Origin of the sequence: Methylobacterium sp., from assembly GCF_019750675.1 — a bacterium.
Classification (GTDB): Bacteria; Pseudomonadota; Alphaproteobacteria; order Rhizobiales; family Beijerinckiaceae; genus Methylobacterium.
Genome location: NZ_JAIEOF010000315.1, coordinates 1 through 4,577, shown reverse-complemented (window position 1 = coordinate 4,577; position 4,577 = coordinate 1). Strand labels below are relative to the sequence as shown.

The 4,577-nt window shown below is 70.4% G+C and carries 5 protein-coding genes; all 5 read right to left on the bottom strand.

Annotation, left to right across the window (positions count from 1 at the left end):
• Positions 1 to 134: 134 nt before the first annotated feature.
• Positions 135 to 251, bottom strand: coding sequence for a DUF2474 family protein (locus K2X24_RS16390; protein ID WP_292499414.1), 117 nt, complete (start codon positions 249 to 251; stop codon positions 135 to 137).
• 11 nt (positions 252 to 262) lie between these two features.
• Positions 263 to 1,276, bottom strand: coding sequence for a cytochrome d ubiquinol oxidase subunit II (cydB, locus tag K2X24_RS16385; protein WP_292499413.1), 1,014 nt, complete (start codon positions 1,274 to 1,276; stop codon positions 263 to 265).
• 5 nt (positions 1,277 to 1,281) lie between these two features.
• On the bottom strand, positions 1,282 to 2,724 hold the full coding sequence (locus K2X24_RS16380) for a cytochrome ubiquinol oxidase subunit I (protein ID WP_292499412.1): 1,443 nt from the start codon (positions 2,722 to 2,724) through the stop codon (positions 1,282 to 1,284).
• A gap of 388 nt (positions 2,725 to 3,112) precedes the next feature.
• On the bottom strand, positions 3,113 to 3,271 hold the full coding sequence (locus K2X24_RS16375; protein WP_292499411.1) for a hypothetical protein: 159 nt from the start codon (positions 3,269 to 3,271) through the stop codon (positions 3,113 to 3,115).
• 68 nt (positions 3,272 to 3,339) lie between these two features.
• The gene (locus K2X24_RS16370) at positions 3,340 to 4,203 is read right to left on the bottom strand and encodes a universal stress protein (protein WP_292499410.1); all 864 of its coding nucleotides are present in this window, start codon (positions 4,201 to 4,203) and stop codon (positions 3,340 to 3,342) included.
• Positions 4,204 to 4,577 lie beyond the last annotated feature (374 nt).

Here is a 4,577-nt window from a genome sequence, read left to right as displayed (position 1 = left end):
CACCGGGGTTCCGCCCGAGCCCGCGATCGCTGCCGTTGAACCCGATCAGGCTTCAGCGGCGGTCATCGGGCCCCCGGATCCCGTAGAGATCCGGGGGCAGGTCGGTGGCGGTGACGCCGCCGGGATGACCCCCGTCATACGGCTTTGAGAAGCCATCGGAGGGGCAGGGCGACCGCCGTGAGGCCGGCGATGCCGCCGGCCCACAGGGTCACGAACCATCCGATGCGGCGCACCGGATCGGGGATCGTCATGACGCGGCCCTTCAATGATAGCCGGGCGCGCCGGCGGTGACCTTCCCCCGGAACAGCCAGTAGACGTAGGCGGTGTAGCCGAGGACCATCGGCAGTAGCACGATCGTTCCGACGAGAAGGAAGCGCTGGCTGCTCGGGTGCGTGGCCGCGTCCCAGATCGTCACCGCGGGCGGTACGATCATCGGGAACAGGCTGATGGCGAGCCCGACATAGGACAGCAGGAACAGGCCGAGCCCGCACAGGAAGGGCACGACCTCCTCACGCCGGTCGAGGGCGCCGCGCAGTCGCCAGCCCAGAAGGCAGACCAGAAGCGGCACGGGCGCGACGAAGGCCATCGCCGGCCAGGTCAGCCAGCGAGCGCGGAAGGCGGGGCTGAGGAACGGCATCGCCAGGGACACGATGGCGATGGCTAGGAAGGTCGCCAGGCCGAAGGCCCGGGCGAGGCGATAGGCGCGGATCTGGAGTTCGCCCTCCGTCTTCCAGATCAGCCAGCACGCCCCGAGCAGCCCATAGCCGGCCACCAGCGCGAGCCCGGTGAACAGGGAGAACGGCGTGAGCCAGTCCCACCAGCCGCCGGCATAGGCCCGGGCCTCGACCCGGACGCCCTGCACCAGGGCACCGAGGCAGATCCCCTGGCAGAAGGCGGCGACGAAGCTCCCGGCCGAGAAGGCCCCGTCCCAAGCGGTCTGGGAGTACCGGGTGGCACTCCGGAACCGCATCTCGAACGCCACGCCGCGGAACACCAGCGCGAGCAGCATCAGCGTCAGCGGGATGTAGAGGGCGGGCAGCAGGGTCGCGTAGGCCAGCGGAAAGACGGCGAACAAGCCACCTCCACCGAGGATCAGCCAGGTCTCGTTGCCGTCCCACACCGGCGCGACGGTGTTCACCATCACGTCCCGGTCGGCCTTCTCCCGGATCGCCGGGAACAGGATGCCGACCCCGAGATCGAAGCCGTCCATGACCACGTAGAGGAAGATGGCGGTGGCGATGAGGAGCGCCCAGACGAGGGTGAGATCGACGGTCATGGGACCTACTCCGCGGGCTGGAGGGCGGGACGGCTCGCGCCGTCGCGGGGCGCGTCGAGGGCCGGCGCCGGGGTGATGCCGGCCGTCCGGACCGGCACGCCGGTCGGCGGACCCGATTCGTGCACGTGCGGGGTCTGGTCGAAGAGGTGAAGCAGGTACCAGATGCCCGCGCCGAACACCGCGAGGTAGACCACCGCGAAGGCGGCGAGGGAGGCGGCAACGGCCGGGGCTTCAACCGGCGAGACGCTGTCGGCGGTGCGCAGCAGGCCGTAGACCGTGAAGGGCTGCCGCCCTGTCTCCGTGACGGTCCAGCCGGCGGTGACGGCGATCAGCCCCGACGGTCCCATGGCGACCGCGAAGCGGTGGAACCAGGCGGTGTCGTAGAGCCTGCCCTGCCAACGCAGCCAGAGCGCGGCGAGACCGAGGGCGATCATGAGGAGGCCGAGCCCGACCATGATCCGGAACGACCAGAACACCAGCGCCAGGTTGGTCGGCCAGGTCTCGCGTGGCATGTCCTTGAGGCCGCGCACGGTGCCGTTCAGATCGTGGGTGAGGTAGAGGCTCGCCAGGCCCGGGATGCCGATGGCGTTGCGCGTCTCGCCGGCCTCGGCGTCGGGCCATCCGGTGACCAGGGCGGGCGCGCGGCTCTGCGTCTCGAAATGCCCTTCCATCGCCGCGACCTTGGCGGGCTGGTGCGCGTAGGTGTTGGCGCCGTGCAGGTCGCCGATGACGAGTTGCGCCGGCGCGACGATCGCGGCCATCCACATGGCCATGGAGAACATGACCCGGGCGCGGGGATTCCCGCCGTCGCGCAGGAGGTGCCACGCACCGACCGCGCCCACGATCATCGCCGTGGTCAGGTAGGCCCCGGTCACCGTATGGACGAAGCGGTAGGGGAAGGACGGGTTGAAGATGATCGCCCACCAATCGGCGGGGGCGAACCGACCGTCCGGACCCAGAACGTGGCCGGCGGGGGTCTGCATCCAGGAGTTGGCCGAGAGGATCCAGAAGGCCGAGGTCAGGGTGCCGAAGCCGACGAGGCATGTCGCGAGGAAATGAAGGCGCGGGCCGACGCGCTCCAGTCCGAACAGCATGACGCCGAGAAAGCCTGCCTCGAGGAAGAAGGCGGTCAGCACCTCGTAGCCGAGGAGCGGCCCGAGGATCGGCGCCGTACGGTCGGCGAAAACCGACCAGTTGGTGCCGAACTGGTAGGACATCACCAGACCGGACACGACGCCCATGGCGAACGCCACCGCGAAGACCTTGAGCCAGTAGCGGTAGATATCGAGGTAGACGGCCTTGCCGGTGGCCAGCCAGCGGCCCTCGAGCACGGCGAGGAAGCTCGCCAGACCGATGGTGAAGGCTGGGAACAGGAAGTGCCAGACCACGGTCAGGGCGAACTGGGCGCGCGCGAGGTCGACCGCGCTCGGCAGGGTCAGGGAAGACATCGGGATCTCCGGGCGTCCGGGCCCAAGGCGCCCGGATCGATCCGCCCGACGATGGCAAAGCCCCTATGCCGCAACCTTGCGCTGGATCAAGGCGCTGAAAAAACGCTTCCCAACGGGTGCCCCACGATCGGCGCGGCGGTCACTGCCGTGAGGCTTCCACTGCCGTGAGGCTTCGGCCCTCTCCCGCGGCGCGACGGGCGCAATCCGAAGGCCCTCGACACCCGGACGCGATCCTGAACACGACGGCGGCGGCGGTCGACCCGGGCCATCGGGGAGGGCCGACCGAGGTCGCGAAGGCAGGCCCCTCAAGGCAGCGGCAGGACGGCCTGTGGGCCTTTGCCCGCCCCTCTCCCGATCACCTGGCCGCAAGCCTGGCCGCCGGGCCGGTTCACTCCACGAAGCCCCACGCGGCTTCCAGCGCCCGCAGGTCGTCGTCGTCCAGGGGCTTCATCCAGTCGTCGTCCGCGGCCGAACGCTCGGGCAGCTTCGGCCGGGCCGAGGCCCGTTCCCCGGCGCGGCGCGGCCCTGGCCGGGGCCGGTCGTTCACCCGCGCGATCCTGCCCGCAGGATGGTCTCCGGACCGTCGTCTGGCCGTCATGGCGGCTTCCTCCATCGTCAATGCGCCAGGAAAAGCGGGGCCGGACTGCCTCGGAGGAGCGAGCGCGTCACGCCGCCGAAGAAGAACTCCCGCAGGGGGGCGTGCCGGTAGGCGCCCATCACGATCATGTCGGCCCGGAGCATCCTGGCTTGATTGCGCAGCGTCTCCGCGATGCCATCCGTTCCCGGAACGTCGACGACGGTGACGTTCACGCCGTGACGTACGAGATGCGGGGCGAACTCGGCGCCCGGGACGGACGCATAGAGGTCTTCCGGTTCGGCCACGCAGACGATCTCGACCCGCTCGGCCGAGCGCAGGAACGGCATCGCCGCGTTGGCCGCCCGCGCCGCCTGCGCGCTGCCGTCCCAGGCCAGGATGATGCGTCGTGCGGCGAAGACATCCGCGCCCGGCGGCACGGCGATGACGGGGCGGCCACTCAAGAACAAGGTCTTCTCGATCCTCTCGCGGTCGAGATCGTAGGTCCGTGACCCGGCATCCAGGATGGTCAGGTCGTAGAGGCGCGCCTGCCTTGCCAACCGGCTCACGATCTCCGGGTAGGGCAGACCCGGCGTCTCCGTGGTGCAGACCACGCCGGCCTGAGCCGCGTCGCCGGCGGAGCGGTCCGCGATGGATCGCGCCAGGGCATCGAGGCGACGGTCGATGACCGCGGCGCCTTCGGAGTCGAAGTCGCCCAGCCAGGCGTCGTCGCCCGAGAGGCGCCAGGACGCAGACTGGATGGTCAGGTGCGCGCCGGCGGCCTTGGCGAGGGTCAGCCCGTAACCGATGGCGGCGGATGCGGGCTCGCCCTCTCCCTCGACGGCCGTGCCGACGAGGATGTCCCGGATCGCCGAGAGGGGGGCGGCGGATTGGGTCTTCGACATGGGAGGTCTCCGGTCGTGGCCGGTCCCGATGTTCGTCCCGGCGAACCCGCCGGGCCTTGATCCAGCGCAAACGGCGGCCCGCCTCGCAACGCACTCCGCCGGATGGGGGAGGGGCGCGCGGCCTCCGCCGACTATCCCCGAGGTCGCAAACCGAATAGCCTGCCGCTCAAGAAACCGTGAGGCGCGGCCGCGTGCGAAGACGTGCAGGACCGGGCGGAGCTTCGGTCACATGCCGGCCTTGGGCGCAACGCCGACGACGTCCTCGGTTCGACCCGAGGTCTTTTTTCGGAGGCGTTGACGATGACGAACCCCGTCGCCCCGATCGCGTCCGATCCCGGCGGCGACGGCACGCCGACCGTCGAGGAACTCCGGGG